Origin of the sequence: Limnohabitans sp. MMS-10A-178 (assembly GCF_003063375.1) — a bacterium.
Lineage (GTDB): Bacteria > Pseudomonadota > Gammaproteobacteria > Burkholderiales > Burkholderiaceae_C > Limnohabitans_A.
Genome location: NZ_NERY01000002.1, coordinates 514,965 through 540,801, shown reverse-complemented (window position 1 = coordinate 540,801; position 25,837 = coordinate 514,965). Strand labels below are relative to the sequence as shown.

Below are 25,837 nucleotides of genomic sequence, written 5' to 3'. Positions count from 1 at the left end.
ACTTTATTCATTTGATTCAGACCATGAAACCTTCTTCTCAAACTGCGGTTCCATGCATGTTAATGCGGGGTGGCACGTCTAAGGGCCCGTTTTACAAAGCAGACGATTTGCCATCAGACACCGCTCTGAGAGACAAAGTGTTGTTGGCGGCCATGGGGTCGCCAGACAAAAGGCAAATCGATGGTTTGGGCGGCGCACACCCGCTCACCAGCAAAGTGGGCATCGTGAGCCAAAGTTCTGTGCCTGGCGTTGCACTTGATTTTTTGTTTGCTCAGCTCCAGCCCGACAAAGACACGGTCGATACCACGCCCAACTGCGGCAATATGTTGGCGGCTGTGGTGCCATTTGCGCTTGAAACGGGCATGGTCAAAGCGCAGGGAGATCAATCGACCTATCGAGTGTTGACTTTGAACACCAACATGCAGTGCGACATTACCGTCGATACCAGGGGCGGTTTGGTGCAATACGAAGGCAATGCTCGCATTGATGGTGCACCGGGCACTTCAGCGCCAGTTGTCATTAATTTCTTGGACACTGCAGGTTCGGTTTGTTCTGGGCTGTTGCCAACGGGTAAGGTCAAAGACACCTTGACCGTGACTGGCCAAGGTTTCACTCCCTTCACTTTGGATGTCACATGCATTGACAACGGCATGCCCTTGGTCATTTTCAAGGCTTCTGATGTTGGCCGAACCGGCTATGAGTCGGTAGCCGAGATGAATGCCGATACAGATTTGAAAACCAAGATTGAAGCATTGCGAATCCAGGTGTCCTTGCTCATGGGCTTGGGCGATGTAAGCCAAAAGAACTATCCCAAAATGACGCTCATAGCGCCGCCGCAAAACGGTGGCGCCTTGAGCACACGCAGCTTCATTCCTCATGTGTGTCACGACGCCATTGGTGTTCTGGCTGCCGTCACGGTAGGTACTGCATGCGTGCTCGAGGGTTCTGTGTGCGATGGCATAGCCGTCATGCCAGAAGGCGCTACCAAAAACGTTTCGGTGGAACACCCCACTGGCGAGTTCAGTGTTGCTTTGCAAACAGAGCCTGCGCCTCATTTACCCGGCGGTCAGCATGTCAAACAGGCAGCGCTCTTGAGAACAGCTCGATTGCTCATGCGAGGCGAGGCCATGGTGCCTGCGTCCTTGTGGACTCCAGCAGTTGCATAAACTTATCAATTCATTTTTCCATTGGATATCTTCATGAGTCAGCAAAACCCCTTGATCATTGATTGTCATGGCCACTTCACCACAGCCCCTAAGGCTCTAGAAAGCTGGCGACTTGCGCAGATTGCCAACTTGAATACGCCTGAGCTGGGTCCTAAAGTGGCCGACCTCAAAATCAGTGACGACGAGTTGCGCGAGTCGATTGAGACCAACCAATTGCGTTTGATGAAGGAGCGCGGATCTGATTTGACCTTGTTCAGTCCTCGTGCAAGTTTCATGGCGCATCACATTGGCGATTTCAATACATCCTCAACATGGGCTGCCATTTGCAATGAACTTTGCTACCGAGTGAACCAGCTGTTTCCAGACCACTTTGTACCGGTCGCCATGTTGCCGCAATCGCCTGGGGTTGACCCAGCCACCTGTATTCCAGAGTTGGAGCGCTGCGTGAAGGACTATGGCAATGTGGGCATCAATCTCAACCCAGACCCCTCTGGCGGCCATTGGACATCGCCACCTTTGAGTGACAAACACTGGTACCCTATTTACGAAAAAATGGTGGAATACAACATTCCAGCCATGATTCACGTGAGTACCAGCTGCAACAGCTGTTTTCACACCACCGGCGCACACTATTTGAACGCAGACACCACCGCATTTATGCAGTGCTTGACGTCTGACTTGTTCAAAGAATTTCCCACCCTTAAATTTCTGATTCCCCATGGCGGCGGTGCGGTGCCATACCACTGGGGTCGCTTTCGCGGTTTGGCGCAAGAATTGAAAAAACCGCTATTGCAAGAACATTTGCTCAACAACATTTACTTTGATACCTGTGTCTATCACCAGCCAGGCATTGACCTGTTGACCAAAGTGATACCTGTTGAGAACATTTTGTTTGCGTCTGAAATGATTGGTGCTGTGCGAGGCATTGATCCAGAAACTGGCCACTACTATGACGACACCAAGCGCTACATTGAATCTTCGAGCATCTTGAATGCAGAACAGCGTTACAAAATTTATGAAGGCAACACGCGTCATGTGTTCCCAAGACTGGATGCACATTTGAAGGCCAAGGGACTTTGAGCACCTAACAGCCAAAGACATTTCACTCACTATTTAGAAATTGGAATGAACATGACAGAACTCGGAATTGTGAAACGCAACATCACTCGCGCAGACAAAACTGCAGTAGATAAGCTCGGCCGCTTTGGCTCGGCCACAGTGCATGAAGCCATGGGGCGTGTGGGCCTGATGCAGAGGTACATGCGTCCAATTTACAGCGGGGCCCCCGTCTCTGGAACGGCCGTGACAGTGCTTTTGCACCCCGGCGACAATTGGATGTTGCACGTTGTGGCTGAGCAAATTCAACCCGGCGATATCGTGGTGGCTGCTCTCAGTGCAGACAATTGCGACGGCTTTTTTGGCGATTTATTGGCAACCTCTTTCATGGCGCGTGGTGCCAAAGCCTTGGTGATTGACGCAGGCGTTCGCGATGTGCGTGAACTCACTGCAATGGGCTTTCCAGTATGGAGCAAGGGCATCAGTGCCAAAGGTACTATCAAAGCAACACTCGGCTCAGTGAATATTCCAGTGGTGTGCGCAGGGGTTCATGTGAACCCTGGCGATGCCATTGTGGCTGACGACGATGGTGTGGTGGTGGTGCCTGCAACATGGGCACAAAAGGTGGCTGACGCGGCTGAAGCCCGCGAAGCCAATGAAGGTGAGAAACGCGCCAAATTGGCTGCAGGCATTTTGGGACTCGACATGTACAACATGCGCGAGCCATTGGCCAAAGCGGGCTTGAAGTACATCGATTGATGGCTTCGCTATATTTTTACAAATAAACAGTGTCAAAGATGGAATTTCAAAAAACCCCTGGCTGGCTTGATTGGTACGCCAACCCCAGCAAACCCAAGTTCAAACTTCCCGCAGGCGCGGTAGATGCACATTGCCACGTGTTTGGCCCTGGTGCAGAGTTTCCTTATGCGGCTGAACGCAAGTACACGCCTTGCGATGCATCCAAGCAACAACTCTATGCACTGCGCGATCACTTGGGTTTTTCGCGCAACATTGTGGTGGGCGCTACTTGCCATGGCACAGACAACAGCGCCACAGTGGACGCATTGCGCCATTCAAACGGCAAGGCTCGTGGCATTGCAACGGTCAAGCGCAGTGTCACAGATGAAGAATTGCAAGCCATGCATGAGGCTGGTATTCGCGGCGTGCGCTTTAATTTCATCAAGCGCCTGGTTGACTTCACGCCCAAAGAAGAACTCATGGAAATTGCAAGCCGCATTGGCAAGCTAGGCTGGCATGTGGTCATTTATTTCGAAGCTGTCGATTTGCCTGAACTGTGGGACTTCTTCACAGGTCTTCCCACCGTGGTGGTGGTCGATCACATGGGCACGCCCGATGTGAAACTGCCTGTCGATGGGCCTCAATTTCAATTGTTTTTAAAGTTCATGCGCGAGCACCCCCATGTTTGGTGCAAAGTGACATGCCCAGAGCGCTTGTCTGCCACGGGTGCACCTGCCTTGAATGGTGAGCAAAATGCTTACCGAGATGTGGTGCCATTTGCCAAAGCCATTGTGGAAGAATTTCCAGACCGTGTGCTTTGGGGAACCGACTGGCCGCATCCCAATTTGAAAAAGCACATGCCCGACGATGGTCTCTTGGTTGACTTTATTCCGCACATTGCCACCACGCCAGCGTTGCAGCAAAAATTATTGGTCGACAATCCCATGCGCCTTTACTGGCCAGAGGAGAAAATTTAATGGCCCTGGACAAACCTTACCTTGATGTACCTGGCACCATCATTTTCGATGCTGATCAAAGTCGAAAAGGATATTGGCTTAACCAGTTTTGCATGTCACTCATGAAAGCTGATAATCGTGAGCGATTCAAAGCCAACGAACGTGCCTATTTGGACGAGTGGGACATGACCGAAGAGCAAAAACTGGCCGTGTTGGCCCGTGATCTGAACTGGTGCATGCGCACTGGGGGCAACATTTACTTCTTGGCCAAAATTGGCGCAACAGATGGCAAGAGTTTTCAACAAATGGCGGGCTCTATGACCGGAATGACAGAGGAGGAGTATCGCAACATGATGATCAATGGCGGGCGCTCTGTCGAAGGCAACCGCTTTGTGGGAGAGAACGGTGATGCTCAAGCACAAAATCAACCTCAAGGCGCTGCCGGTAAGAAAGTCAACTGATCATGGCCAAAATCACAGCCTCCGTCTTCACATCGCATGTTCCGGCCATTGGCGCCGCATTGGATTTGGGTAAAACCCAAGAACCCTATTGGCAACCGCTTTTTGCTGGTTACCAATATGGCAAACAATGGATGCAAGAAAACAAGCCAGATGTTATTTTCTTGGTCTTCAACGATCACGCTACCGCATTCAGCTTGGACTTCATTCCAACCTTCGCCATAGGCACGGCAGAAAAGTTTCAGCCAGCCGATGAGGGTTGGGGCCCCCGTCCTGTGCCTGTGGTCAAAGGGCATCCCGAATTGGCTTCGCACATTGCACAGTCTGTGATCCAACAAGACTTTGACCTCACCATCGTCAATAAAATGGACGTCGATCATGGCCTCACAGTGCCTTTGTCGCTAATGTGTGGCCAGCCTCCCGCTGAAAAATTTGAATGGCCTTGTCCGGTCATTCCTTTTGCAGTCAATGTGGTGCAGTACCCTGTTCCCAGTGGCCAGCGTTGCTTCAACTTAGGCAAAGCCATTCGCAAAGCCATCGAAAGTTATGACGAAGACATCAATGTTCACATTTGGGGCACGGGCGGCATGAGCCACCAACTTCAGGGTGCGCGTGCGGGCCTCATCAACAAAGAATTTGACAAAGCGTTTCTAGACAAACTGATCAACGATCCTCAAGCCGCGGCCGACATACCGCACATGGACTATGTCCGAGAAGCTGGCAGTGAGGGCATTGAATTGGTAATGTGGCTCATTGCCCGCGGGGCCATGAACGATGTTGCAGGGGGCAAGGCACCCACGCTCAAACACCGTTTCTATCATGTGCCCGCTTCAAATACAGCAGTGGGCCATGTCATCTTAGAAAATTAAATGGGTAAGAAGGAAAAATAATATGTCGAAAACAATCAAAGTTGCCTTGGCAGGTGCTGGTGCATTTGGTATTAAGCACTTGGATGGCATCAAGAACATCGATGGCGTTGAAGTGGTCTCCCTGGTTGGTCGTGAATTGGAAAAAACCAAGGAAGTTGCCACCAAGTACGGCATTGGTCATGTCACCACGGATCTGGCTGCCAGCCTGGCATTGCCAGAAGTCGATGCCGTGATTTTGTGCACGCCAACCCAGATGCACGCGTCTCAAACCATCGCTTGTTTGAATGCAGGAAAGCACGTTCAGGTAGAAATCCCTTTGGCAGACAGCTGGAAGGATGCGGAGGAAGTGGTTCGCTTGGCCAAACAAGCTGGGAGAGTGGCCATGTGCGGCCACACACGACGTTTCAATCCAAGCCATCAGTGGGTGAACCACAAAATCAAAGCAGGCGAATTCAACATTCAACAAATGGATGTTCAAACTTACTTCTTTCGCCGCACCAATATGAACGCTTTGGGCCAAGCACGCAGTTGGACAGACCATCTGCTGTGGCACCATGCAGCCCATACAGTCGATCTATTTGCATACCAAGCGGGTAGCCCCATTGTCAAAGCCAATGCGGTTCAGGGGCCTATTCACCCCACATTGGGCATCGCCATGGACATGAGCATTCAGTTGCAAGCTGCCAATGGCGCCATTTGTACTCTGAGCTTGTCATTCAACAACGACGGTCCATTGGGTACTTACTTCCGCTACATTGGTGACACAGGCACTTACCTGGCCCGTTACGACGATTTGTACACAGGCAAAGAAGAGCAAATTGACGTTTCTAAAGTGGATGTTTCAATGAACGGCATAGAGTTGCAAGATCGAGAGTTCTTTGCAGCCATCAAAGAAGGCCGAGAACCCAATGCCAGTGTGGCTCAAGTTCTACCGTGCTACAAAGTTTTGCATCAATTAGAGTTGCAGCTCAACGCTGCTTGAAACCAATCGGCACCCAGACACTTTCGGCTCAAACTTCACACCTGCTCACATCATGAAAAACAGAAAACTCGGACCCTTCCAAGTCAGTGAAATTGGGTTAGGCTGTATGAATTTAAGCCACGCCTATGGCGCCCCCGTTTCAGAAGCTCAAGCAGAACGGGTATTGCTTTCAGCTCTAGACGCTGGGGTCACCTTATTCGATACTGCTGCGCTCTACGGCTTTGGCACCAACGAAAGCTTGGTGGGAAAATTTCTCAAGTCGCACCGCCAAAAGTTCACCCTGGCCAGCAAATGCGGCATGGCGGGTGTCGATCTGAATGGCGATGGCAAATTGGTGCGTGTCATCGATGGTCGGCCCGAAACCATTCGAAAGACTTGTGAAGATGCCCTCAAACGACTGCAAACCGATGTGATCGATTTGTATTACTTACACCGTTGGGACAAAAAAGTGCCCATTGAAGACAGCGTGGGTGCGCTCAGTGATTTGGTGCGTCAAGGCAAAATTCAAAGCATCGGTTTGTCGGAGGTTTCTGCCGGTACTTTGCGCAAAGCGCATGCGGTGCATCCCATCGCAGCGGTACAAACTGAATACTCTTTGTGGACGCGCAATCCAGAAATCGCAGTGCTACAGGCATGCGAACAACTGGGCACCACCTTTGTGGCTTTCAGTCCAGTGGCCAGAGGCTTTTTGTGCGGTCCTTTGGACATGGCCACATTGGATGCGAAAGACATCCGAAAAGGCATGCCGCGATTTACACCCGAGAATTACGCCGCCAATTTCAAATTGTTTGCGCCTTACCAGAACTTGGCCAATGAGGCGGGTTGTTCGCCAGCGCAGCTGGCTTTGGCTTGGCTGTTGCACAAGGCACCGCACATCATTCCTATTCCTGGCACCACCAGTGTGCCGCACCTGCTAGATAATTTAGGTGCCTCTGATATTCGGCTGAGTGATTCAATCATCACTCAATTAAACGCCTTGATCAATGAGAAAACTGTTCAAGGCAATCGCTACAGTGCCCAATCCAACGCCGAAGTCGATACCGAAGTTTTTGAGTAACTAGCGACGAAGGGAAGGCCCATCGATGGGCAAGCCTTGCGATCTTGATTTCAAAAACAATTCCAAGCGTCTGAGTTCGATGCTGCCTGGGGCAGGGACTTCAGCTTGAACACCAGAAAAACATGCGCGCAGGCGTCTGTCAATTGAGCCCATGCTTTGCCAACTCATTTTGAAAATAGGAAATCCAGTAGGGTGCCCGGGTGAAACAATGTCTGCGCGCATTTGTTTGCCAATATTCAGATCATGACAGTGCGTGCAAGCCAGGTTCATGGCACCTTTGCGCGTGGTAAACAACTGGGCACCCGCATTCAATTCGGTTTGCCATTGTTGTGCATGATTTGGCGGCGCACTCACCTTAAACGGCAGGCCTTGACTGCTCTTGTGAAGCAATGCGCTGAGTGCCAAGACGTCAGGGTTTTCCAAGCCTCTGAGTGGGCGACTGGTTCTCTCAGAACATGAAACGATTTGATCTTCCAAGTTAACCAGTCGATTCAAACGCGCAGACCATTTGGGATGCTGTGGGGCCGCTAACTTGAGTGTCTGCACATCGCCATGGCATTGATAGCAAGATTGTTTGTCTGGTGCGCTGCCCCATAAATTGCGCCCTTGGTCTAACCACAGGCTGACTGGATTCAGACTGGCATCGCTTTGCATGGATTTGAGTGAGGGACTCAAAAAATGATTGCCACTGAGTTGATGCTCTGAAGAGGTAGTGGCCCATGCGTTCTGAGCCCAAAACGCCCAAAATGCCCAAAACGTAAAAAGCCCGCAAGCAGAAAGCCCGCAAGCAGAAAGCATTAGGCAATGCTTGAAGGCAATTGCTTTGGTACGTAAGACAAAGGTCATGACCATTCAGTGATCTATCGCCATGTTTGCAGCAAATCAACCACGTGTTTGATTTCTTCTGCCGTTAAAACTTTGCGTGTGGGATTGACTTTCACCAAACCTTGATGGTTGCCATAAGGTGGCATGAGCGTGTCGGGCTTGATGGTTCTGGCATCACTCACCCAGCGCACCAAATCGTCTCGGCTCCATTTGGCACCCACTCCCTTTAGGTTGGGGCCAAAATTGCTTGTGAGCCCAGATAGGCCGGGCAAGTCGTGACAAGCAATGCAATTGCCTTTTTGTGGGTTGGTCATGTATTCATAGGCCCAGGGCGAACGCGATGCCTGTTCGGCTGAAGCTGTTGAACTTAGCCCCCATACAAATAGGCATACATAAATGAAGCTCGAATAAAGCAATTTCATATTGAGAATTGTGGCTTGATTGATCAAATCAAGGGTTTACCCGTAATGCTATAGGCCGATTTGAATTGATAAAACATGCATAATATTTCCAGTCCAAGCGGTCGGCTAATTGATTTTGACAACCAAACTGCTTGTTTTTGTAATTAATGCAGTTCCTTGAGGGCACCCCCATGACAACCATTCTCCAAAGTTTTGTCTCAGGCCGTTGGATCGGATCGCAAGCCGCACAACCCCTTCACAGTGCCATCAACGGCAAAGAAGTCGCTTTCTCCCACGCTGAAAGCCTAGATTTTGAGGAGGCTCTGCAATATGGTCGCACTACGGGCTTACAAGGCATGCTGGCTCTGGACTTTCAGCAACGTGCCTCTGCGCTCAGGGCATTGGCCAAGTATTTGGTAGAACGCAAAGAAGAGCTGTATGCCATCTCCGCCCACACTGGCGCCACGCGCGTTGACTCTTGGGTCGACATTGAGGGCGGTACGGGCACTTTGTTTGCCTATGCCGGTATGGCCGCCAGTGAATTGCCCAGTGGCAATTTGATTCACGAAGGGCCGGTGGCCTCTCTGGGTAAGAAAAATACTTTCGCTGGAACTCATATTTTGGTTCCCCGAGGAGGTGTGGCAGTTCACATCAATGCCTTCAATTTTCCAGTTTGGGGCTTGTTGGAAAAATTTGCACCTACTTTCTTGGCTGGTATGCCTTGCATCGGCAAGCCCGCTACGGCCACCAGCTACCTGACCGAGGCCTTGGTTCGAATGATCGACCAATCTGGCATCTTGCCAAAGGGCGCTTTGCAGTTGGTCATTGGAAGCACCGGTGATTTGCTTGATCGCTTGGATGTGGCCGACGTGGTCACTTTCACCGGCTCTGCAGACACTGCTGCCAAGCTGCGGGTGAATCCCAATGTGGTTCGCAACAGCATTCCATTCAATGCCGAAGCCGACTCTCTGAATTGCGCTATCTTGGCTGATGACGTCACACCTGACGATGAAGAGTTTGATTTGTTCGTCAAGGAAGTAGTGCGAGAAATGACCGTCAAAGCCGGGCAAAAATGCACCGCCATTCGACGCGCCATTGTGCCGCGCAAACACTTGGACGCTGTAGCTGAAAAAATCAAAGCCCGTCTAGCCAAAGTGGTGGTGGGCGACCCCTCTGTAGAAGGCGTGAAGATGGGCGCCTTGGCCTCTAAGTCGCAGCAGTCAGACGTTGCTGAGCGAGTGGCCATGCTGCGTCAAAGCGCTGAAATGGTATTTGGCGGTGACGCCCATTTCAATTTGGTAGGCGAGGGCGTGGTCAATGGCGCTTTCTTCCAACCGACTTTGCTTCTGTGCCAAAAGCCCATGAGCACCGACAGCATTCACGACATTGAAGCCTTTGGACCTGTGAGCACTCTCATGCCCTATGACGGCATGGAGGAGGCCATGGCCTTGGCCAAGCGCGGAAAGGGCAGCTTGGTAGGCTCTTTGATGACCAAGACGCCAGCCGTGGCAGCGCAAGTGGTACCTCGTTTGGCGGCCAACCACGGCCGTCTTCACGTGCTCGACAGAGAGTCTGCTGGAGAATCAACGGGCCATGGTTCACCATTGCCATCCCTTAAGCACGGAGGCCCTGGTCGCGCCGGTGGTGGCGAAGAGTTGGGGGGTATTCGCGCAGTGACGCACATGATGCAACGTGCTGCAGTTCAAGGATCTCCCACCATGTTAACGGCCATCACGCGCGAATACGCTCGCGGTGCCAAAGTAATTGAAACTGGCACGCATCCCTTCAAGCGTTACTTTGAAGAATTGCAAATTGGCGAATCCTTGCTGACAGCCACCAAGATCATTGGTGAGGAAGACGTCAAAGCATTTGGCGACCTCACAGGCGATATGTTCTACATGCACTTTGACGACGCAGCCGCCAAAGCTTCCGCATTTGGCAAACGCATCGCCCACGGCTATTTGGTTTTGTCTGATGCAGCAGGCTTGTTTGTGGTGGCCGAACCGGGGCCTGTCTTGGCCAACTACGGCTTAGACACCCTGCGTTTTGTCAAGCCTGTGGGCTTGGGTGACAGTATTCAAGTACGCCTCACTTGCAAACGTAAAATTGACCGCAACAAAAAAGACGCCAACGGGCAAGGGCAGGGGGTTGTAGCTTGGGACGTGGAAGTGACCAACCAAGACAAAGAATTGGTTGCCAGCTACGACATTTTGACTTTGGTTGCCAAAAAGGGATGAGTTGCGAATTCTGTTAATTCCCCTAAAAAAACTAGGCCTAAATTGAAGCCGAATTTAAATAAAAGCTCACATGAATTCTAATTCTGTGATCGTTGGGGAGTAGCTCAATTTCTTCGTGCTCAGTTCAGCCGTCAGGCGCACGAAGAGATCAACAAATCGTCATTACGGAGTTTTACTTCCGGTTTGTTGGGCATATAACTGATTCATAACAAGCAAAGCAAGACCTTCGATCTCTCGTGTTGCCGTTGTCGTTTTTTTTGACGCGGCAGCTTGTTCGGATCGTTATTGAAGGTCTTTCATGGAATTGTTTTCAGCCCCGTGGTGGTCAGCATTGCTGGCCATCATTCTCATTGATTTGGTTTTAGCTGGCGACAACGCCATTGTGATCGCGCTGGCAGCGCGTAACCTCCCCCCAGAACATCAAAACAAAGCCATCATTTGGGGCACTGTGGGTGCCATTGTGGTTCGCTCTGCCATGACAGTTGGTGTTGTCTGGCTACTTAAAATTCCAGGTCTCATGTTGGTGGGTGGTCTTGGCCTGCTTTGGATTGCCTACAAGCTCATCGCTGACACCTCGGATGGCGAACACGAAGGCCCTAGCGCCACCACTTTTTGGGGCGCCATGAAAACAATCATTGTGGCCGACGCACTGATGGGTGTCGACAATGTATTGGGCGTAGCCGGAGCCGCCAATGGCGACTTTACGCTGGTGGTCCTTGGCCTGCTTATCAGCATTCCAATTGTTGTTTTCGGTAGCAAATTGGTTTTGCGCTTGGTAGAAAGATTTCCCGTGATCATTCAATTGGGTGCTGCCGTGTTGGCTTTCACAGCTGCTCAGATGGTCATCAACGAAAAGTTGCTAGACCCTGTGTTCGACGGTGGTGAGACGATTAACCTCATAGCCCGCATCGCTACTTACAGTGTGGCCATAGTCGGTGTTCTAGGACTTGGCTGGTGGACGAGCAAACGTCAGGAGAAAGAGACACCTGAGACGCCATCCGCTTGAAGTTTTGGAACAAGGAGACAAGAAAATGGAAACATTCATTGTTTACATCGACGACAAGCAATATGCACTCCAACAAATCGTTCCAATGCTGCCAGCCAGTGGGTCACAAGCTACCGAAGCAAATTGGATTTTGATTGGGTGTCCGCCCAGGTTGAATCGCCATACTGGGCGATGGCTCACGCGAACAGCCCAAAACAAATGGCGTCAAGAATGGACCCGTGAAAATACGGAAGCACTTGTTCACTTGCTAGATGCTGTGGGTCACAAAGTTTCTGTGAGAACAGTTCAAGGCCCCCTCGCTGAGTTCACCAAGCAAATTAAGGGTGAAGTTGGTTTGGCAAGAGTGGTTGATGTACGCCGTCCAAAATTGTCAGTCAACTTGGACTCCGTCACCCCAGAGCAAGCGCAAGAAAAGTCCAACTTGAGTTTGCCAGGCGGTGTGTTGGCAATGAGTGCAGCCATTGTGATGGCCAGCGAATAAATCGACTCGCTTTACAAAAAAACCTTCTAGTCAAACAACTAGAAGGCTTTTTTTATGGATGAACGAACGATTGATTGATTGTTCCTTCGTTCGTTCTTTTGTATATTGGATGGCTTGAGCCGTCAATTTACATCGTGTCGATGAAACTGCGCAGCTTGTCGCTACGGCTAGGATGCTTCAACTTGCGAAGTGCTTTGGCTTCAATTTGGCGAATGCGTTCACGCGTGACATCAAACTGCTTGCCCACTTCTTCCAGGGTGTGGTCGGTTGACATTTCAATGCCAAAACGCATGCGCAGCACTTTGGCTTCGCGCGGTGTGAGACTGTCCAAAATATCTTTGACCACATCGCGCAAACCGGCTTGCATGGCTGCATCGATAGGCGCTGTGTTGGCGCTGTCTTCAATGAAGTCGCCCAAGTGGCTGTCATCGTCGTCACCGATAGGTGTTTCCATGGAGATTGGCTCTTTGGCAATCTTCATGATCTTGCGAATCTTGTCTTCTGGAATTTCCATTTTTTCTGCCAAGATGCTGGCATCGGGCTCAAAGCCAAATTCCTGCAAATGCTGGCGCGAAATACGATTCATCTTGTTGATCGTTTCGATCATGTGAACCGGAATTCGGATGGTGCGAGCCTGGTCTGCAATAGAGCGAGTAATGGCTTGGCGAATCCACCATGTGGCATAAGTGGAGAACTTATAACCACGACGGTATTCAAACTTATCGACCGCCTTCATCAAACCAATATTGCCTTCTTGAATCAAATCGAGGAACTGCAAACCGCGGTTGGTGTATTTTTTGGCAATGGAAATGACCAAACGCAAGTTGGCCTCGATCATTTCCTTTTTGGCATGGCGAGAAGCGCGCTCACCTGCATTCATGCGCTTGTTGATGTCTTTGAGTTCATCCAAAGGCACCACCACGCGAGTTTGCAAATCGGTGAGTTTCTGCTGCAAGTCTTGGACTGGCGGGATGTTTCGACCCATCACCGCACTCCAAGGTTTGCCTGCGGCAGATTGTTTTTCAATCCACTTTAAATCAAGCAAATGAGAGGCAATGCGCTGGTTGTTTTTATCACGGCCACTGAACTCAGCAATGAACTGATCTTGGGGGTAACCGCATTTGTCGACGATGATGCGGCGCAGTTCACGTTCCTTCTTGCGCACATCGTCAACATGACCTCGCACCATGTCGCAAAGCTTCTCAATGGTCTTGGCCGTGAAACGGATGGTCATCAATTCTTCGGACAATTCCTTCTGTGCCTTGAAGTAAGCGGGAGTGCCCCAGCCTTCTTTGGCAGAGATTTTGTGAACTTTTTCGAAGAGTTCTGTGATGCGATCAAAGCGCTCTAGGGCTTGATTTTTGAGTTCTTCCAACTTCTTGGTGAGTGCTTTGGAGCCACCTTTGCCATCGTCATCGTCAGACTCATCAAATTCGTCGAAGTCTTCTTCGGCCACATAGTCGTCGGCCTCATTGATGTTCGAGAAGCCATCGACAACCGTGGAAATGACCACTTTGCCTTCGCGAATTTCGCCAGCAAGACGCAGAATTTCAGCAATGGTGGCAGGCGAGGCGCTGATGGCCGTCATCATGTCCATCAAGCCGCCTTCAATGCGCTTGGCGATTTCAATTTCACCTTCACGGGTGAGCAATTCAACGGTGCCCATTTCGCGCATGTACATGCGAACAGGATCAGTGGTGCGACCAAATTCGCTGTCAACCGTGGACAGCGCAGCTTCAGCGGCTTCTTCGGCTTCTTCTTCTGTAGAGCCTGTGGGCGCGTTGTCAGTAATGATCAGGGTTTCAGCATCAGGCGTTTGCTCATATACCGCTACACCCAAATCATTGAGAGTGGCAATTACCACTTCCAAGGTTTCAGCGTCGACCAACTTGTCAGGCAAGTGGTCAGAGATTTCGCCGTGGGTGAGGTAACCACGCGTTTTGCCCAATTTGATCAGCGCTTTGAGGCGTTGACGGCGCTTGGCCATGTCCTCTTCAGACAAAACAGTTTCGTCCAAACCAAACTCTTTCATCAAGGCGCGCTCTTTGGCCTTGCTGATTTTCATGCGAAGGGGTTTGACCTTCTCTGTTGACTCGGCAACAGGCTCACCCACCAAGTCGTCTTCGATGTCGCTCAAATCTTCCTCAATGGGGGCCGCATCTGCTTTCGGTTTACGGCCACGCTTGGCACCAGATGGTTTGAGATCTGATTCAGGTGCACTTGTTTTGGCTGGTTTGACCGCTGCAGCTTTGTCGTCTGTAGGCGTTTTGTCTTCTTGCTTGGATGGCTTTTTGTCGCTTGCTTTGGCAATGACTTTAGGATTGCCTTTTACGTTTTCTTTCGCATTAGCTTTTACGTTAGCTTTTGGCGCTTCCGGTTTTGCGACCTTGATGGGAGATTTAGCAGGCGCTTTGACGGCGATTGGTTTTTTAGATGCAGGCACTGAACTGGCTTTCTTGGCCGGTGTGACTGCCTTGGCTACGGGTTTGGCAACTGATTTAGAAACTGGTTTGACAACTGGTTTAGCGGCAGTCTTGACCACTGCTTTAGGAGCGGCTTTGATGGGCGATTTGGCAGTTGGTTTGGCCGGTGTTTTGGCAGGTGATTTGACTGGAGCTTTGGCTTTCACCGGACTTGTTTTGGTTGTTGCTTTGGAAACTGGCTTTGAAGCCGGTTTTTGAGCTAATTTTGGAGCTGTTTTAGATGCTGATTTAGAAACTTGCTTAGACACAGGTTTGCTGGCAGGCTTGGCAGTTGGCTTTGCAACAGGCTTAACAGGTTTTTTTGCGCCAGACGTGGCTTGTGTTTTAACGGGCTTCTTCGGCTTTTGAGCGGGCATGATGGACCTCAATACTTCAAACTGAATGGAAACAAACGCTGCGCCACAAACTTCTGGCGCGAGAGGAAATGCAAACAAGCACCTGAGGTCAGGTGGCTAAATTGCAAGGTCTTGTAAGCAAGATGTGTGGGCGAACATTTGGAATGCAGTCCTTGCGGTAGTTGGGCCTTTCCCATGGAGGGAGGTGCGCTGTGGCGGTGGCCGGGTCCGGAGGTGCTGCTGTCGCTCTTGCTTGGAAAAGTGGATTATACCGAAATAGGGTTCAAAAACAACTAATTTTGAGCGTTCATGAGGGTTCTACGCCGCTGATGGATTTCTCGCCACTTTTGAAAAGCCTCTGGGCTTTGCAAACTTTCAGCATTCTGCAGGGCGACAGTTTCCAACTCTTTGAGTTGGTCAATGAGCATCAGGTTAAGAAGTAGCCGCAGTTCTTTGTGGGCCTCCCCAGGCTCCATTTCGATTTGTCCTTCTGGTTGGCTAGGGGCATGGGACTCCATGAGCTTGTCAGCCAAGCTGGAAAAACTTAAATGTTGCAATTCAGCTTTTAAAGTTCCCCAAGCGAGAGGGCCATGATCCAGAAATTGACTTTCAACCCACCGCATGATGTCGCCATGCTGGCCGGGTAAATGGGACAGCAATGAGTGGTCTTCAGCAGATAAACCGTCCCACAGGGCCATGTTGGTGAGAATGAGTCTGACCGCATGGTCTGCTCTGCTTGCAGGCTGGACTCTGGGTCCTAGATCGGATGCTTGAAGAGCATCTGTACGGCTGAGCAGCCGCCATTTGCCATTGGAATCTTTCTGCCAAGTTTTACCGTCGGGGCGAGCACGCGAGGATTTTTGATAGGCCTGGCTTTTAGGTGGTTCAAAGGGCGAGGGCATGCCCTCTGGATCATAGGCTGAATGGGATCCTTGGCTGGCCATCAATGGCGATGTCATTGAACCGTTTGCTTGCCCGGTGGACGCCGTACCTCGGGGCTTACTGCGGGTTGCAGAAGCTTCTGCTTGTTGAAGCCAAAGCCCAGCCAGCTCTGCCGCATCAAGCTGAATCAATTGCGCCAATTCTGAGAGAAGTTGACGCTTGAGAGCGCCATCTGGGAGGGCGCGCCAGAGAGGGCTGGCGTTGCTAGAAAGACGTGCTCGTCCTTCGGCTGAATTCAAATCGCATCCTTCTGATGCAACTTCAATTAAAAACTTAGACAGAGGCGTGGCATTGGTGACGGCAACAGAGAAGGCCTCTGAGCCTTTTTCTCGGATGAAACTGTCGGGGTCATGTTCTTGAGGCAAGAACAAAAATTTTATGCTTCGAACATCGGTTGCGTATATCAGAGCGCCATCGAGGGCTTTTCGAGCGGCTCTTCGGCCAGCCGCGTCACCATCAAAACCAAAGACGACGGAATCAGTAAAACGAAATAGCTTTTGAACATGGTCTGGCGTGCAAGCGGTGCCAAGCGTTGCAACTGCATTGGGGAAGCCCCATTGCGCCAAAGCCACTACATCCATGTAGCCCTCAGTGACCAAGACATAGCCTGCGCTGTGAATGCTGTCGCGCGCTTCAAACAAACCATAAAGCTCGCGTCCTTTGTGAAAGACAGGCGTTTCAGGAGAGTTTAAGTATTTGGGGGTGCCGTCCCCCATCACACGCCCACCAAAGCCAATGCACTCACCTTTGATGTTTCGAATTGGAAACATCACCCGGTCCCTGAACCGATCGTATCGTTTGCCATCTTCTTCGTTGACAATCACCAAACCACTTTCAGCCAAAAGTGGGTCATCGTAGTTGGGAAATACGCTGGCCAAACTGCGCCAGCCTTCAGGCGAGTAACCCAAGCCAAATCGTTTGGCAATTTGCCCTGACAAGCCACGCCCCTTCAAATAAGCCACTGCATTGGGCGCAATTTTGAGTTGTTGTTGATAAGCGCTGGCCGCTTTTTCCAACATGTCGCTCATACTGGTTTGCTTTTGTTTTTGCGCAGCAGCCTTTGCTTTGTCTTGCGGTGAGAGATCGTCTTCGGGAACCGTCATGCCCGTTTGTTGAGCCAAATCTTTCACGGCTTCAATGAAGGTCATGCCCGCATGGTCCATGAGAAAGCCAAGGGCATTGCCATTTTTGCCACAGCCAAAGCAATGGAAAAACTGTTTGGTGGGGCTGACTGTAAAGCTGGGTGATTTTTCGCCGTGAAAGGGGCAAAGCCCCATCAAGTTGGCGCCACCTTTTTTCAATTGGACATAGCGGCCAACAACTTCCACCACATCAACGCGGGAGAGAAGTTCTTGAATAAAAGACTGAGGAATGGCCACGTCCGTATTTTGGCCCAAGTTAGGGCTTCAATGGACAAAAAAGTCAATCAATCGTCAGAGTATGGACCCCAAAAGTCCCCGCTTTTTTGTCTGCAAAATAATGTTGCAAAGTTTCTTGAACGGTTCTGAAAGCCAATTCGCTCCATGGAATTTCATCTTCGGCAAACATTCTGGCTTCTTGAGTTTCAAATCCTGGTTCGAAGATTTCGTTGTCTAGTTCCGCCAAGAAATACAGATGAACTTGGCCGACCCGGGGCACACTCATGACTGTGAAAAGTGGGCCTATTTTGAATTGTGCCCCAGCCTCTTCGGATGTTTCGCGCGCAGCGCCCTGCGAAGTGGTTTCGCCCAACTCCATGAAGCCAGCAGGCAATGTCCATTTGCCTTTTCGAGGCTCAATATTGCGCTTGCATAGCAAAACTTTGTGGCCTAGGTAAGGGACTGTGCCAACGACATTGAGGGGGTTTTCGTAATGCACCAATTGGCACTCGGTGCAAATGGCGCGCTGTTTGGTGTCGCCATCATCGGGAAGTCGATATAAAACCGCCGAGCCACAGGCTCGGCAGTGTTTGATCAATTGGCGTTGATAGCTCAAGCCTTTTTCGCAGGAGCTTTGGCGGCTGGCGCTTTGGAATGCTTTTCGATCAGTGAACGTGCTGTGTCTAGCAATTTGCGACCGTCATAGCCGCGTTTGTTCATGTCTTCAAGCCATTCAATTTCCAGCGCGCGTGACTTGCGACGGAACTCTTGTGCTTCAACCGGGCCCACTGTGAAAATGGTGTTGTTGCGGTCGCTGGCTGTTTTGCGCCCAGGCACATCGCCTTCTTGCTGAACCTTGCCAAGCCAACCCGATGTTTCGATGCCACTGTTGTCATCGATGATTTTTTTCAAATCGGGTGGCAGTGAGTTGTACTTGGCTTTGTTCATCGTCATCACAAAGGTGGTGGTGTACAAGCAACCACCGGCAGGGTCAAATTCTGCATGGAACTTGGTGAGTTCGTTGACCTTCACAGCAGGCACAACCTCCCAAGGAATGACGGCACCGTTGATGGTTCCTTTGGACAAGGCATCTGGAATGCCAGGCAATGGCATGCCGACGGGGATAGCACCCAATGCACCCATCAATTTTGTAACTTGTCGAGTAGGGGCGCGCATTTTCAAGCCCTTCAAGTCAGCCACACTTCTGACGGGTTTGTCGACAGTGTGAATAGCGCCTGGGCCGTGAACATGCAGAGCAATTAATTGGGTTTCTTTGAATTCATCGGGTGCCATGGTTTGCACATATTCCCAGTAGGCCTTGGATGCGGCTTCTGCATTGGTCATCATGAATGGCAGTTCAAACACTTCAACCCTTGGGAATCGGCCCGCTGTGTTGCCAGGCAAAGTCCAAACGATGTCGACCACACCATCACGGGCTTGGTCATACAACTGAACAGGCGTACCGCCAAGCTGCATGGCAGGATAGGCTTCGAATTTGATTCGGCCACCTGAGTCTTTTTCCACTTTGTTCATCCATGCTTTGTGCATGTTGAGCCACACGTTGGACTGTGGGGCCATGAAGGTGTGAAACTTCAAGGTGACGGTTTGTTGGGCGAAACCAGTGAGGGCTGGCGCTGCAATGGCGGCTGCAGCACCTGACTTTAAAAGTGAGCGACGTTTGATCATGAATGTCTCCGAAAGGTGATGATTGGATATTAACGGATCAAAGCCCCAAATTGAGGCTTCCATTTAGGCAACGTATTGAATCAACCACAGGGAAATCCCGGGGAAGAAGAGCAGCAGGATGGTTCGAATGGTGTCGCTGATGAGGAAAGGCATGACGCCCTTGTAACTTTCAGAGATCGGCACATCCTTGGCCATGCTGTTGACCACATACACATTCAATCCGACAGGGGGGGCTAACATGCCAAATCCCACGGTCATGAGCACCATGATGCCAAACCAAATGGCGGTGGGTTCTTTGGCCATGCCAAAGTCAAGACCCATGATCAAGGGGAAGAAAATAGGAATGGTCAGCAAAATCATGCTGAGTTCATCCATCACGGCACCAAGAATCACATAAAACAACAATATGGCACTCACAATCATGAGTGGAGCAAGCCCCCAGCTGCTCACCACGTTGGCAAGTTGGTTGGGCACTTGCGTGAGTGCGAGTGATGAATTCATGACGTCAGCGCCAATGAAAATCATGAAAATCATGGCCGAGCTTTCAGCGGTTGCATAAAAGCTTTTCTTGAATTTTTCCCAATTGATTTCACGTTTCAGCAAGGCTGCAATGAAGGTTGAAGCCGCTCCTACGCCAGCGCCTTCTGTCGGTGTGAAAAATCCGCCGTAAATGCCGCCAAAGACAATGATAAAAATGGTAGCGATGGGGGCTATGCCAGCCAAGGCTGCCAATGAGAATTTTTCAATGTCGTCATCTACCTCGGGCGCTTGACCGGGCACCAATCGAACATAGATGGCGATGGCCACCATGTAGCCCAGCATGGCAATGATGCCAGGCACCATGGCGGCGGCAAACAGTTTGGCAATGTTCTGCTCCGTCAAAATGGCATAAATTACCAAAGGTACCGAGGGGGGAATCAAGATGCCCAAAGTACCGCCTGCAGCCAAGGTACCTGTAGACAGGCGACCCGAGTAGCCATGGCGCTTCATTTCTGGCAATGCCACACCCGTGATGGTGGCTGCAGTAGCAACCGAGGAACCGCAAATAGAGCCAAATGCTGCACTGGCCAAAACGGCCGCCATGGCCAGACCACCTTTGAAGCGTCCCATGACGCTGGCGGCAAATTGAAACAAAGCCTTGCTGATACCGCCTTGGGTTGCAAAATGGCCCATCAGGATGAACAAAGGAATGACTGACAGGTCATAACTTGCAAATCGAGCAAATGCCAAATTGTTGAGAAAGTTGGAATAGGGTCCCCAGCCAGTTTGCATGAGATAACCCAAAGTTCCCGCTGCAAACATAGAGACCGCAATGGGAACTCTGATGGCCATGAGCACCAACATGGCGCCAAAAATAATCAAGCAAAGGGTGATGGCGCTCATGCTGATGCCTCATCTGTGCGGGTGAATTTTTCACCCATCAAGGCTTGAGTTAAAGCAATGGCTGCACTGAGTGCCAATGGGGGTGTCATGGCTGCATAAACAATCCACTCAGGAAATCCCAACATCATGGAGCCCGATTGCGTCGTCCATGCGTTCATTCCGCCTAAATAGGTTCGCCAAGCGAGCAAGGCAAAAACTGCAGCCATGAAAAGTGAACCTAATCTGTCCAATTGTTCAATGGTGGCTTGACTTGCCTTGGCTGTGAAAAAGTCCACAACGATGTTGGCCTTCTTGAATTGGCAAAGGGGCATGAACAGTGCAATGGCGGCACCAGTGGCAACACCGGTCAGCTCAAAATCGCCCACGATGGTTGAACCGTTGGTATTGCGACCGATGAGGCTGTAACAAGTCATCAAAGTAATGAAAGTCAGCAAAGCGCCTGCCAAGATGCTGCAGAATTTGGCCAGTAGCTCGAGGATTTTCAATCTTTACCTTTCAGACAACCGGGCACAGAGCCCGGTCGATTTCTTTTGATATCAGGTTTTATTTTGCAGGGTCAACTTTGACCGTCAAGGTGCCCAAGCCTGCAACGCGACCAACCAATGTATCGCCAGCCACTACGGCGGCAACACCTTCGGGTGTACCTGTGTAAATCAAATCACCGGGCTGCAACTCCCAAGCGGCCGACAAGTGCTCGATGGTTTCTGCCACGTTCCAGATGAGCTTGGCAACGGTGCTGGTTTGACGCACTGTGCCGTTAACCAGCAAATCAATTTCTGCATGATTCACGTCGCCGGCTTTGGCTTTCGGTGTGATGGGGCCAATGGGTGCTGAGTGATCAAACGCTTTGCCAATGCACCATGGACGGCCTTGTTTTTTCATGTCATTTTGCAAGTCACGGCGTGTCATGTCCAAGCCGACTGCGTAGCCAAAAATATGCTTCTCTGCATCCGCCGCTTTGATGTTTCGACCACCTGTGCCGATGGCGACAACCAATTCAATTTCGTGGTGAAAGTTTTGGGTCAAGCTGGGGTAAGGCATGTGGCCTGTCTCGCCTTCATTCACAACCACCAGGGTGTCTGTGGGTTTCAAAAAGAAGAAGGGGGGTTCTCTGCCTGTGAAACCCATTTCTTTGGCGTGTTCTTCGTAATTGCGACCTACGCAGTAGATGCGGCGAGCTGGAAAGCGTTCAGCCTGTCCCAAAACTGGAACCGAAACTACGGGAGCTGGGGCGAAAACAAAACTCATAAATACCTTTCATGCAAATAAAAAGAGAACGCCAAAACCGATTTTCATAAGTATACTTATTATTGGACGATTTTGTCATCAACCCCGAATCATATTGCATGGAGAAGAGTTTTGATTTTGCGAAAGCGCCAGGTCACTTGGTGCGTCGTGCGCAACAAATTGCGGTGTCCTTGTTCATGGCGGAATTGGCGGCGGAGGATGTCACGCCAGTTCAATTTGCCATTCTGAATGCTGTGATGGACACGCCGGGCATTGATCAAATTACGTTGTCCGGCCGAGTGGCATTTGATGCAGCAACTTCCGGCTCTGTCATCGGGCGTTTGGAAACCAAGGGGTGGATCAAACGAGAGCAGGACAAACAAGACCGCAGGCGTAAACTTTTGTGGCTAACGCCCTCGGGTCAAGAGGCTACCTTGCTCATGAAAACTGCTGTGCAGCGGGTGCAAGATACTTTACTTAAGCCACTGAATCATGATGAAGCCCTGCAGCTCGTGGGCTTGCTCTCTAAACTGGTGGCCGGTCATGAATCGCAGCTGAAACAGGCCGAGGGGGGCGATGTTGACCCCTCAGACCGATCCTAGCCCTGACTCGCAATTTGTTTATTTAGCTTTTGTACGTGAGTACAAAATGTTCCACCACGGGAGGGCCTGCGAAAAATGGTCCCACAATGGCGCGCCACTCTGTAAAAGCAGCTGACTCTCTAAATCCGATGGTGTGATCTTCTAATGTGTCCCAGAAAATTTGCAGAATAAATCGGTCTGGGCTTTCGATACCTTTGTTCACTTTGGCGCCTTGAAAACCCTTGGCTTTTGAGATGACGGTTTGAATTCCGCGCGCAATGGCTTCTTCGAAGGCTACTTCCTGGCCAGGTTTAACGCGAATGTCTGCTAATTCAAGAATCATGATGTTCCTAGGTTGATGTGAATAAATTTGATCGTGGAGTGCCACTTGAAATGGAACTTGGAATTTTTAACTGAAGCAACATTGTGGCAAAAAAATGCAGGGATCAAAGACGGCGCTGTTTGGCAACCCATAAAACCAGCGCAATGAAGGCGAGGCTAACCACGCACAGTGCAAAACTGGCGGCTGCCCAAAAAGTACTCACTTCAGCTCGAGCAGTCAGAGGCCCAATGCCTTCATAGGCCCAGACAAAAGCTCCCCAAAGCCCCACACCCCACAGCATGATGCTGTAGATGATGAGAGGCAGCAAAGTCATGCGGTAACACCTCAAAATAAAGGCACAAACCGCTTGCAACGCATCCATCAAGTGATAAAGGGCTACCCACCCCAGCACAACTGACGCAGCCAATGAGACCGCAGTGTCAACTGAAAACCAGCCCGCCAAGGTTTCTTTGCTCAAGGCCAGAACTGTGCTGAACAGCAAGGCGAGGACCAATGTCAATTTCAAACCCGTATGGGCAGCCTTCTCGGCTTGAGCAGGGTCATTGGCGCCAATCCAAAAGCCAACTCGAGCACTGCAAGCAATGCCAAGGGCAAGCGGAATCATGTAGAGCAAAGTAGCAATGCTGGTTGCAATTTGGTGGCTGGCCGATGCCACCACACCTTGTCTAGAAATAAAGAGAGCCATCATGGTAAACGCAGTAACCTCTACCAACACGGACAGGGCGGCCGGTACGCCCAAGCGCAAAAACTCTTTAAGCACTTTCCAATTGGGGGCCTCCAATGGCTGCCATATTTTGTATTCTTGGTAAACCTTGTGAGAGCGCAAGAAATAAATACCCATCAGCATCAGCCACGTATTGACAATCAGGGTGGCCCAAGCGCAGCCCACAACGCCTTGCGCTTCTAGCCCCCAGCCTCCCAAAGTTAAGTAAATTGAAAGAGGTATTTTGAGACCCAATGCTGCAATTTGAAGGACCGTGACCCAAAGCGGCATGCCCAAGCTTTGGTTCAGCGTTGAGTACATCCGAAAAAGCAGTGACGGCCCCACAGCAAGCGCCAAAACATAAAGGTAATCTCGCACATCGTCTTGCAGAGTTTCAGGAACACCTGTTGCGTTCAGCCATGGATCTGGAAACAACAGCGCCAGAGTGCCAAAGATACTCACGCCAAGGCACAAGTACAAAGCTTGCCGAACCGATTTGCCAAGCGCTGCATGTGCGCCGGCCCCACGCAACTCTGCCCAAACGGGCAGCAGGGCTGTAATCAAACCATTCAAAGACACATAAATGCTGATGTAAATGGCAGATCCCACAGACAAAGCGGCAAGCGCAGATGCGCTGTATCGACCCGCAACCAAGGTGTCAACAACGCCAAATGCCATCACTGCCAATTGCCCCACCAATACCGTACCGGCGTGACGAAGGATGGTGCGCGCTTCAAACATACCGCTAAGTAACTTCAGGGCTTAGCGGAGGTCGTGGGCGCTACGGCGCGAAACAAAACGATGTCTTCGTTGTTGTCAGATGGGCGTCGGACGGTGGCGTGGCGTGTCCACAAACCGACGTTGACCTCTTGGGACAGAGAGGTCAGTGCTTGAGTATCAACAATCAGCCAAGCACACTGCTTTGAATCAGTGCTTAACTGATTTGAGGGCCTCACAACCGGTTGCAATTTGAAATTGCCGTGAAACTCGAAGGCTGCACCTTGTGCCTTGGTCAGCCCATAGTAATGGACGCACTCGGAGTCTCCCATCATGCTTCTGACCTGGTAAACCAAAGGCGCATAACTTCTCCCAAAGTCCAATACAGGTAACCAAAGGGTCATGATCAACAACCAGCACAAGGTGGCGCCACTGGCGGGCAACACCATGCTTTTCCAAAGAGCTGCGCGGTTTCTGCCTGCACGCCATTTCACAAGGCCTGCCCATCCTAGTGTTGCCAAGCCAGCAATGACAAAAGTAGTTAATGAAAACTGTGCAACAAAGCCAGGCGCCAGTCTGCCGACATTGATTGCTGGCTGGGCTGGAAAGCCTGTTTGCAAGGACAGCCAGACAGTCCAGACAATCAGGGCTCCAAAACTGAAGAAGAGCAGCGTGAACCAATCAATGAACGCGCTCATGCTGCGTTTGAAAGTGGGCAAGGCAAAGGCAGCCAATGTGGCCAATGCAGGCAAGGCCAAGAGCAGTGCACGATCGCTGATACCGGAAAACCAAGTGCTTGCGATGGCGACACCCAAGAACCAGAGTGGCAATGACAAATGGGGGTTGGCTGAAATGTTTTTCAGCTGATAGCGCCAGCGCCAAAGCGTCCAGAGTGCCAAGGGCCAAGCGGGCCAAGTGAACCACAAAAGCAATCTGGCCAAAGACTTGATTTCAAAGAAATGAGGAAACTCCACACGCCATTGCCACAATTCCAGCTTGCTGGCGATGGCGGCCGTGGACAAACAAAAAATCAAGATCCAAGCAACGTCGACACGCCTGACTTGCAATGAATGCGGTTTTCGAGTGTCAAGTGCCATCACAATGGCACCACCAGCGCCCAACAACATGGCCAGTAATGGTGAGCCAGAAAGTCCCAAGCCTAAAATGCCACTAGCCGCACCAAAGAGCGCAGGGATTCTTTTGCGGGCCAAGTTGGCCAAAGCAAAGAAGAGAAGGGCAGAAAAGGCAAGTTGTGCAAGCGGTGGTGCGGCTTCATGTGAAAGCCTGGCCAAGCCCAAGCAAGCAATCAAGGCCAGCAAGCCACCATCTGCCATGGCCCTTGCATAGTCTGCAGGTTGAGCTTCTCCGCCAAAGGCAAAGCTGACCGGTTGTGCAGCAGGCGAACGAGCCAAGGCGTAGACCGCATACCAAGTGGCTGCCAATGTGAGACCCAACAAGGCCATGAAGGGCAAGCGAGCAGCAGCGTCCAATGCAAAACCGGAGGGTGCCAATTGGATGGCCCATGCACCCAGCCAATAGGGCAAAAGAGCAGCATCTAAATCGGCTTGTCCAAGGAGCGTCGGTTTGAGCCACGAAATGTCTTCGGGGCCAATGGACAGTGCCAAATTTCGCATGAACCCAAAGGCTTCCATGTCTTCGGCTTTCCATGGAGTTCGGCCAACGAAGCCCGATAACACATAGGCTAAGCAAAGTGTCCACAAAACCCAGCGCGGCAAACGTCGAACGGCATCTTGTGCCACGATGGCTGGGTTGGAAGATGTATCTGATGAGTAGGAATTCACAATTCAGACAATAGCAGAGTCGGTATCAACATCACAAGTCCATGC

The 25,837-nt window shown here is 50.8% G+C and carries 24 protein-coding genes; 12 read left to right on the top strand and 12 right to left on the bottom strand.

All coding sequences use genetic code 11. The features are described from left to right. The first annotated feature begins 23 nt into the window (after positions 1–23). The 8 genes from B9Z32_RS11515 to B9Z32_RS11480 are packed head-to-tail and all read left to right on the top strand — an operon-like array spanning position 24 to position 7,282. Positions 24–1,166 (top strand): 4-oxalomesaconate tautomerase, encoded by a 1,143-nt coding sequence (locus tag B9Z32_RS11515; RefSeq protein ID WP_108421543.1) that lies wholly within the window; start codon positions 24–26, stop codon positions 1,164–1,166. Between the two features lie 51 nt (positions 1,167–1,217). After that, entirely contained in the window at positions 1,218–2,246 is a 1,029-nt protein-coding gene (locus tag B9Z32_RS11510; protein ID WP_108421627.1) for an amidohydrolase family protein, read from the top strand. 51 nt (positions 2,247–2,297) lie between these two features. After that, complete coding sequence (gene ligK, locus B9Z32_RS11505) at positions 2,298–2,981, top strand: 4-carboxy-4-hydroxy-2-oxoadipate aldolase/oxaloacetate decarboxylase (protein WP_304598443.1); 684 nt, start codon at positions 2,298–2,300, stop codon at positions 2,979–2,981. A gap of 38 nt (positions 2,982–3,019) precedes the next feature. Next, positions 3,020–3,937, top strand: a complete 918-nt coding sequence (locus tag B9Z32_RS11500) for an amidohydrolase family protein (protein ID WP_108421541.1) — start codon at positions 3,020–3,022, stop codon at positions 3,935–3,937. Beyond that, a complete protein-coding gene (gene ligA / locus B9Z32_RS11495; protein WP_108421540.1) occupies positions 3,937–4,377 on the top strand; it encodes a protocatechuate 4,5-dioxygenase subunit alpha in 441 nt (146 codons plus the stop codon). The genes B9Z32_RS11500 and ligA overlap by 1 nt, the downstream gene beginning before the upstream one ends. 2 nt (positions 4,378–4,379) lie before the next feature. Continuing rightward, positions 4,380–5,243 carry a class III extradiol dioxygenase subunit beta gene (locus B9Z32_RS11490; RefSeq protein ID WP_108421539.1) on the top strand — a complete coding sequence of 288 codons (864 nt, stop codon included), beginning with the start codon at positions 4,380–4,382 and terminating at the stop codon, positions 5,241–5,243. A 22-nt stretch (positions 5,244–5,265) separates the two neighbouring features. Then, positions 5,266–6,225, top strand: coding sequence for a Gfo/Idh/MocA family oxidoreductase (locus B9Z32_RS11485; RefSeq protein WP_108421538.1), 960 nt, complete (start codon positions 5,266–5,268; stop codon positions 6,223–6,225). Positions 6,226–6,277: 52 nt separating this feature from the next. Beyond that, positions 6,278–7,282: an aldo/keto reductase gene (locus B9Z32_RS11480; protein ID WP_108421537.1), complete on the top strand. Its 1,005-nt coding sequence runs from the start codon at positions 6,278–6,280 to the stop codon at positions 7,280–7,282. Here the strand turns inward: B9Z32_RS11480 and soxA are convergent, their stop codons facing one another. Both soxA and soxX read right to left on the bottom strand, forming a co-directional pair. Beyond that, positions 7,283–7,957 carry a sulfur oxidation c-type cytochrome SoxA gene (gene soxA / locus B9Z32_RS11475; protein ID WP_158268210.1) on the bottom strand — a complete coding sequence of 225 codons (675 nt, stop codon included), beginning with the start codon at positions 7,955–7,957 and terminating at the stop codon, positions 7,283–7,285. It lies immediately after the preceding gene. Between the two features lie 185 nt (positions 7,958–8,142). Then, entirely contained in the window at positions 8,143–8,529 is a 387-nt protein-coding gene (gene soxX / locus B9Z32_RS11470) for a sulfur oxidation c-type cytochrome SoxX (protein ID WP_146179486.1), read from the bottom strand. 170 nt (positions 8,530–8,699) lie between these two features. Between soxX and paaZ the strand changes: the two genes are divergently transcribed. The 3 genes from paaZ (at position 8,700) to B9Z32_RS11455 (ending at position 12,232) form a co-directional block, all read left to right on the top strand. Then, positions 8,700–10,745: a phenylacetic acid degradation bifunctional protein PaaZ gene (paaZ, locus tag B9Z32_RS11465; RefSeq protein WP_108421626.1), complete on the top strand. Its 2,046-nt coding sequence runs from the start codon at positions 8,700–8,702 to the stop codon at positions 10,743–10,745. A gap of 298 nt (positions 10,746–11,043) precedes the next feature. Continuing rightward, positions 11,044–11,751 (top strand): TerC family protein, encoded by a 708-nt coding sequence (locus tag B9Z32_RS11460; protein ID WP_108421534.1) that lies wholly within the window; start codon positions 11,044–11,046, stop codon positions 11,749–11,751. 25 nt (positions 11,752–11,776) lie between these two features. Continuing rightward, entirely contained in the window at positions 11,777–12,232 is a 456-nt protein-coding gene (locus B9Z32_RS11455) for a hypothetical protein (RefSeq protein ID WP_108421533.1), read from the top strand. A gap of 127 nt (positions 12,233–12,359) precedes the next feature. Here B9Z32_RS11455 and rpoD read toward each other — a convergent pair whose 3' ends face one another. The 7 genes from rpoD to B9Z32_RS11420 form a co-directional block, all read right to left on the bottom strand. Then, a complete protein-coding gene (rpoD, locus tag B9Z32_RS11450; RefSeq protein ID WP_233248263.1) occupies positions 12,360–15,071 on the bottom strand; it encodes an RNA polymerase sigma factor RpoD in 2,712 nt (903 codons plus the stop codon). A 272-nt stretch (positions 15,072–15,343) separates the two neighbouring features. After that, positions 15,344–17,371 carry a DNA primase gene (gene dnaG, locus B9Z32_RS11445; RefSeq protein ID WP_108421624.1) on the bottom strand — a complete coding sequence of 676 codons (2,028 nt, stop codon included), beginning with the start codon at positions 17,369–17,371 and terminating at the stop codon, positions 15,344–15,346. 43 nt (positions 17,372–17,414) lie between these two features. Continuing rightward, a complete protein-coding gene (locus B9Z32_RS11440; protein WP_108421532.1) occupies positions 17,415–17,966 on the bottom strand; it encodes an NUDIX hydrolase in 552 nt (183 codons plus the stop codon). Further along, a complete protein-coding gene (locus tag B9Z32_RS11435; RefSeq protein ID WP_108421623.1) occupies positions 17,963–19,036 on the bottom strand; it encodes a TRAP transporter substrate-binding protein in 1,074 nt (357 codons plus the stop codon). The genes B9Z32_RS11440 and B9Z32_RS11435 overlap by 4 nt, the downstream gene beginning before the upstream one ends. A 63-nt stretch (positions 19,037–19,099) precedes the next feature. Beyond that, a complete protein-coding gene (locus B9Z32_RS11430) occupies positions 19,100–20,419 on the bottom strand; it encodes a TRAP transporter large permease (protein ID WP_108421531.1) in 1,320 nt (439 codons plus the stop codon). Next, positions 20,416–20,904: a TRAP transporter small permease gene (locus B9Z32_RS11425; protein WP_108421530.1), complete on the bottom strand. Its 489-nt coding sequence runs from the start codon at positions 20,902–20,904 to the stop codon at positions 20,416–20,418. Before B9Z32_RS11425 ends, B9Z32_RS11430 begins: the two co-directional genes overlap by 4 nt. Before the next feature lie 58 nt (positions 20,905–20,962). After that, on the bottom strand, positions 20,963–21,667 hold the full coding sequence (locus tag B9Z32_RS11420; protein ID WP_108421529.1) for a fumarylacetoacetate hydrolase family protein: 705 nt from the start codon (positions 21,665–21,667) through the stop codon (positions 20,963–20,965). A gap of 98 nt (positions 21,668–21,765) precedes the next feature. Between B9Z32_RS11420 and B9Z32_RS11415 the strand changes: the two genes are divergently transcribed. After that, positions 21,766–22,248, top strand: coding sequence for a MarR family winged helix-turn-helix transcriptional regulator (locus B9Z32_RS11415; protein ID WP_108421622.1), 483 nt, complete (start codon positions 21,766–21,768; stop codon positions 22,246–22,248). A 22-nt stretch (positions 22,249–22,270) separates the two neighbouring features. Here B9Z32_RS11415 and B9Z32_RS11410 read toward each other — a convergent pair whose 3' ends face one another. The 3 genes from B9Z32_RS11410 to B9Z32_RS11400 all read right to left on the bottom strand — a co-directional run bounded on the left by B9Z32_RS11410 (position 22,271) and on the right by B9Z32_RS11400 (position 25,792). Then, entirely contained in the window at positions 22,271–22,570 is a 300-nt protein-coding gene (locus B9Z32_RS11410; RefSeq protein WP_108421528.1) for an antibiotic biosynthesis monooxygenase, read from the bottom strand. A 103-nt stretch (positions 22,571–22,673) separates the two neighbouring features. After that, on the bottom strand, positions 22,674–24,014 hold the full coding sequence (locus B9Z32_RS11405) for an MATE family efflux transporter (protein ID WP_108421527.1): 1,341 nt from the start codon (positions 24,012–24,014) through the stop codon (positions 22,674–22,676). 14 nt (positions 24,015–24,028) lie between these two features. Next, a complete protein-coding gene (locus B9Z32_RS11400; RefSeq protein WP_199219986.1) occupies positions 24,029–25,792 on the bottom strand; it encodes a hypothetical protein in 1,764 nt (587 codons plus the stop codon). Between the last annotated feature and the right edge of the window lie 45 nt (positions 25,793–25,837).